This window comes from Anaerobacillus sp. 1_MG-2023, from assembly GCF_030547345.1.
GTDB lineage: Bacteria > Bacillota > Bacilli > Bacillales > Guptibacillaceae > Guptibacillus > Guptibacillus hwajinpoensis_B.
In genome coordinates this window covers 1-385 of record NZ_JAUORD010000059.1, presented here as the reverse complement: position 1 = coordinate 385, position 385 = coordinate 1, and the positions used below count along the sequence as shown (strand labels likewise).

Sequence of the window (385 nt, the reverse complement as noted above, 5' to 3'; positions counted from 1 at the left end):
ATCATAAGTATGAAAAAAATCAAGGCGGGGCTTTCGATATAGAAGCTTATTCAAAAATGAGGAATGTGTTTTCTCGATTTGGTTTAGGAGTAAGCACCGGAGTGGATATCCCTTCTGAAGCAACTGGTTATGAAGGGAATAGTAATATATTAGGTAATTTGCTTGATCTCAGTATTGGTCAGTTTGACACTTATACCCCTATTCAAATGGTTCAATACATTTCAACCGTAGCAAATGATGGACAAAGGATGGAGGCACATTTACTCAAAGAAGTGCATGAAGCTAATAATGGAGATGAGCTTTCAAAAAATATTTTATATCAGTATACACCTAAAGTAATGAACACTGTGAATATTGATCAAAAGTACTTTGATATAGTTAAAAA

At 33.8% G+C, this 385-nt stretch carries 1 protein-coding gene; it reads left to right on the top strand.

The features are described 5' to 3' along the window. Window positions 1-385: penicillin-binding transpeptidase domain-containing protein (locus Q4550_RS23265; RefSeq protein WP_303536557.1), on the top strand; the 385-nt coding region annotated here is incomplete at both ends.